Source organism: Methylobacterium sp. P3_A11 (assembly GCF_056403155.1).
On the sequence record NZ_JBFUGA010000210.1, the window covers coordinates 1 to 3,413 of the forward strand.

The following is a 3,413-nucleotide window of genomic DNA, read 5'->3' on the forward strand; positions in this document are numbered from 1 at the left end:
TCTCTCCAAGGCAGGAGGGATCTCTCCAAGGCAGGAGGGATGATGCTGAGCGACGCGCAATGGTCTGAGCTGGAGCCGCTGGTCGAGGCGTGCCGTCCGAAGGCCAAGACGCCACCGCAGGACCTGCAACGCACACTCTCGGCCATTCTCTGGCGGCATCAGAACGGGGCGAAATGGCGGGCCATTCCGGAGGATCTTGGTCCTTGGTGGCGGGCCGCACAGATCTTCATCCGCTGGTCCCGTGCTGGCGTCTGGGAACGGCTCCTCGGCCTCGTGCAGGAGCGCGGGGTTCAACTCGGGATGGTGTTCCTCGACGGCACGAACATACGCGCGCACCAGAAGGCGGCTGGCGCCGCCAAAAGGGGGGATCTGGGGCCGAGCGAGACACTTGTGAGGCTCTTGGCCGCTCGCGTGGCGGCTATGGCACCAAGGCTTGCGTGATCGCCGACGGGCAGGGCCGCGCCATCGCCTTCCGGCTGGCATCGGGACAGGCGCACGAACTGCCCCATGCGGTTCCATTGCTCGACCAACTGCCAGGCGTGCCCAAGTGGGTCGTCGGAGACCGCGGCTACACCGGTCACGCCTTCCGCGAGCACATCTGGAACATGGGTGCGCGCCCCGCGATCCCGCCTCAGCGCCACGAGACCCCCGTCGCCTGCCCGGACTGGATCTACAACAATCGCAATCAGGTCGAGCGCCTCTGGGCGAGGCTCAAGGAATAGCGTGCCATCGCAACCCGCTACGAGAAAACCGCCACAAGCTTCATGGGTGTCCTGTCCCTCGCCGCAGCCCTCGACTGGCTCAAGCGATGACACGCCCTAAGAGACCAACGCGCCCAGCTGTTGCCCCCTCAAGCGGTAGCGCAAAAGTGCGAGCAAAGCACATGGAAGATTATCAACTGTATCAATAGCCTGTCGAAAGGCTTCATCAACCAATTCGCCCAGTGAATCATATGAATTACCCTTCTTTGTAAGGTACTTGATTGCTTCGCGCAGGATATCCGCCTGTTCGTCAATTTCAATATCATTCCTCGAAATGTCAAATATCACTCTGGTAAAATCATTGACGGGGTTGTCTACATCTCCGCGGTAAGTGCCATCGGCGACATTCATCATTCCATCGATCGAGTCGTCTAATTCACGTCGCATCTGCTTGGTGTTGGCAATAGCTTCCCGTTCGCGTTCCATGTGAATGGCGCTTCCTATTTCTGGTGGTGTTGTTGAGTTTCGGGGTGTTTTCGCTACCGTGTGCAATCGGTAGCGGGGGTTGCGTTGGTCCGTCAACCAGAAAATATGTACACGGTGCTAAAAATGGTTCCGGTGACATGTCGCATGGCTCGCACGGGTCTAGGCCTTGGCGTACGAGATCTGGCTCACCTAGCATCCGTCTCCACGCACACAATCACCCGGTTCGAGGGCGGCGCCGAACTGAAGCCGCGCACCATCATGGCGCTGCAGGGCGCCCTGGAAGCCGCCGGCGCAACGTTCCTTGAGGATGACGGCAGCGGGCACGGCGTGCGCCTGCGCAACCCTGCGGGCACCGCAAGCGATGCTGCGACCGCCGGCAATTGATCCCATGCGCCTGATGGCATCCCTGGCGATCGTCGCCCTGTGCGGTGTGCTCAGCGCTTGCCAGGGGCAGGGCGCCAGCACCTACACGCTGTACCGCAACTCCGTGCTCAACGACGGGGCGCGGATCCACGTCGCCACCTTCGATGCGGCAGACGGCGAGGTCTACAACCGGGAGAACTGTGCCGCAGCTGCGGGGCTCTTCGGTGGTCAGCCAGGTACACGAACCCGGTTCTGGTGCGAGAAGGGGCGGTACCAGCCATAGGCGGTACGTCAACGCGTTCGCTTTCCGTACCTGCTGTTGCAGCAGCGTGGCAGCCGGCGCCAATCGGCTCAGCTACGTTGCAGGCGTCTCCCAAAGGCGCCTCCATGCTCATCCCCGCGCTCACCGTCCGCCGCTGCCTGCTGCTCGGGTTCATGCTCGCCGGCCTGATTGTGCTGGCCGATGGCTTTGCCCGCCATGAGCTGCAGCAGGCCTCAGGCGAGGTGGCTGCGATGGTAGCCGGTACGCAGCTGGCCAACGCGTCCGATGAATAGCCGGGCGGCGCACGGCTGGCGCTTGGTCTTGCTCCTCATGCTCGCGGGTGTCGGGCCGGTCTCGGCCCTGGCGGCCGAGCCGGCCGATCTGCCGGCCATGGAGAAGGCGTGGCACAGCTGTGTGCGCGACGCGTACGATCAACAGCCTGACCGCGGCAGCAAGCCCGGCCGGGAGCGCAACGCCTTGGACGAGTGCAAGCCCCACGAGGACCGCTACGTGGCGGCGCTGATGGCAGCCCGGCCAGACGCCGATCTGCCCCTGGGCGGCTGGGCACGGACCTGGGCCGCGTACGTGTCGTTTGTGGTAGATCCGGTAAAGGCCTGGATTGAGGCGCTGCGGCGCTGATCGGTTACGCTGGTGCGACGTGTAGCGGCCCGGCGGAACAGCATTGGCAGAAAACAGTTTCCTGATGCAAATCAGGAGGCGCCACCATGAAGAAATTTACAGCTATTGCTATCTGCGTCGTTCTGGCTACCCCAGCCCTCGCCGAAACCATAGGCGAGAAGACAGGCGTTAACTCGTTACTTGGTAACAGCCCCACGACGCAGGACTTCATCACCGAAGCCGCGATCAGCGACATGTTCGAGATCCAGTCGAGCAAGCTCGCTCAGGAGAAAAAAGACACTAAGGCGGACGATTTCGCAAAAAAGATGATTGCCGACCACACCACGTCGACCGATGCAATTAAAAGCATGGTTCAAGGCGGCAAAGTGAAGGCGGATGTTCCAGCATCTCTCGACAGAAAACATCAGAGCATGATCGACAAGCTCAAGGATCTGAACGGCGATGACTTCGAGAAGCAATACCGTTCCGATCAGATCTCCGGACATAAGAACACGGTCGACCTTTACAAACGTTACGCTAAGGGCGGCGACAACGCCGACCTGAAGGCGTTTGCGGAGAAGACGCTGCCGATCGTCGAGCACCATCAGAAGATGGCTGAGGAATTGGCCAAGTAAGCACGGCCACTCACGGCTCGCCAGCAGAAGCTCCGGGCCACATGGTCGGCCTGGAGCTTCTTCACGCGTGGCTGACGGCGGCAGCGTCACTTGGCTGTGACGTCCAAGGCCGCCTTCGATTTGTTAACCGCCTGAAGTCCGAAGCAGACCCCGAGCAGCCGGTTCTGCTCGCACACGGTCCACGCGCCGGCAAAGCCGAAGCCCTTGCGCAGCCACAGCATCGCCTCGAAGCCGCAGATCGTGCGCCGCGCCGTGTGGAAGGACCGGAAGCCGCCCACCCGCGGCATCGCTCGCTTGACCCGGAAGTGGTCACTCTCGATGCCTTGCTGCAGGTGCTTGGTCACATAG

General features: G+C 61.9%; 7 protein-coding genes and 1 pseudogene. 6 read left to right on the forward strand and 2 right to left on the reverse strand.

The features are described 5' to 3' along the window. Positions 1 to 42 precede the first annotated feature (42 nt). A pseudogene (locus AC1DXK_RS30525) lies at positions 43 to 812 on the forward strand (IS5 family transposase). Between the two features lie 6 nt (positions 813 to 818). On the opposite strand, the gene AC1DXK_RS30530 reads toward AC1DXK_RS30525, so the two are convergent. After that, positions 819 to 1,187 carry a hypothetical protein gene (locus AC1DXK_RS30530; protein ID WP_456686722.1) on the reverse strand — a complete coding sequence of 123 codons (369 nt, stop codon included), beginning with the start codon at positions 1,185 to 1,187 and terminating at the stop codon, positions 819 to 821. A gap of 144 nt (positions 1,188 to 1,331) precedes the next feature. Between AC1DXK_RS30530 and AC1DXK_RS30535 the strand changes: the two genes are divergently transcribed. The 5 genes from AC1DXK_RS30535 to AC1DXK_RS30555 all read left to right on the forward strand — a co-directional run bounded on the left by AC1DXK_RS30535 (position 1,332) and on the right by AC1DXK_RS30555 (position 3,065). Next, on the forward strand, positions 1,332 to 1,571 hold the full coding sequence (locus AC1DXK_RS30535; RefSeq protein WP_456686723.1) for a helix-turn-helix domain-containing protein: 240 nt from the start codon (positions 1,332 to 1,334) through the stop codon (positions 1,569 to 1,571). Between the two features lie 4 nt (positions 1,572 to 1,575). Continuing rightward, positions 1,576 to 1,833: a hypothetical protein gene (locus tag AC1DXK_RS30540; RefSeq protein WP_456686724.1), complete on the forward strand. Its 258-nt coding sequence runs from the start codon at positions 1,576 to 1,578 to the stop codon at positions 1,831 to 1,833. A 104-nt stretch (positions 1,834 to 1,937) separates the two neighbouring features. Then, complete coding sequence (locus AC1DXK_RS30545) at positions 1,938 to 2,105, forward strand: hypothetical protein (RefSeq protein ID WP_456686725.1); 168 nt, start codon at positions 1,938 to 1,940, stop codon at positions 2,103 to 2,105. Positions 2,106 to 2,127: 22 nt separating this feature from the next. Next, positions 2,128 to 2,451 carry a hypothetical protein gene (locus AC1DXK_RS30550; protein ID WP_477299675.1) on the forward strand — a complete coding sequence of 108 codons (324 nt, stop codon included), beginning with the start codon at positions 2,128 to 2,130 and terminating at the stop codon, positions 2,449 to 2,451. Positions 2,452 to 2,537: 86 nt separating this feature from the next. Beyond that, complete coding sequence (locus AC1DXK_RS30555) at positions 2,538 to 3,065, forward strand: DUF4142 domain-containing protein (protein ID WP_456686726.1); 528 nt, start codon at positions 2,538 to 2,540, stop codon at positions 3,063 to 3,065. Between the two features lie 86 nt (positions 3,066 to 3,151). On the opposite strand, the gene AC1DXK_RS30560 is transcribed toward AC1DXK_RS30555, so the two are convergent. Then, on the reverse strand, positions 3,152 to 3,413 hold a 262-nt coding region (locus tag AC1DXK_RS30560), incomplete at its 5' end, for a DDE-type integrase/transposase/recombinase (RefSeq protein ID WP_477299676.1).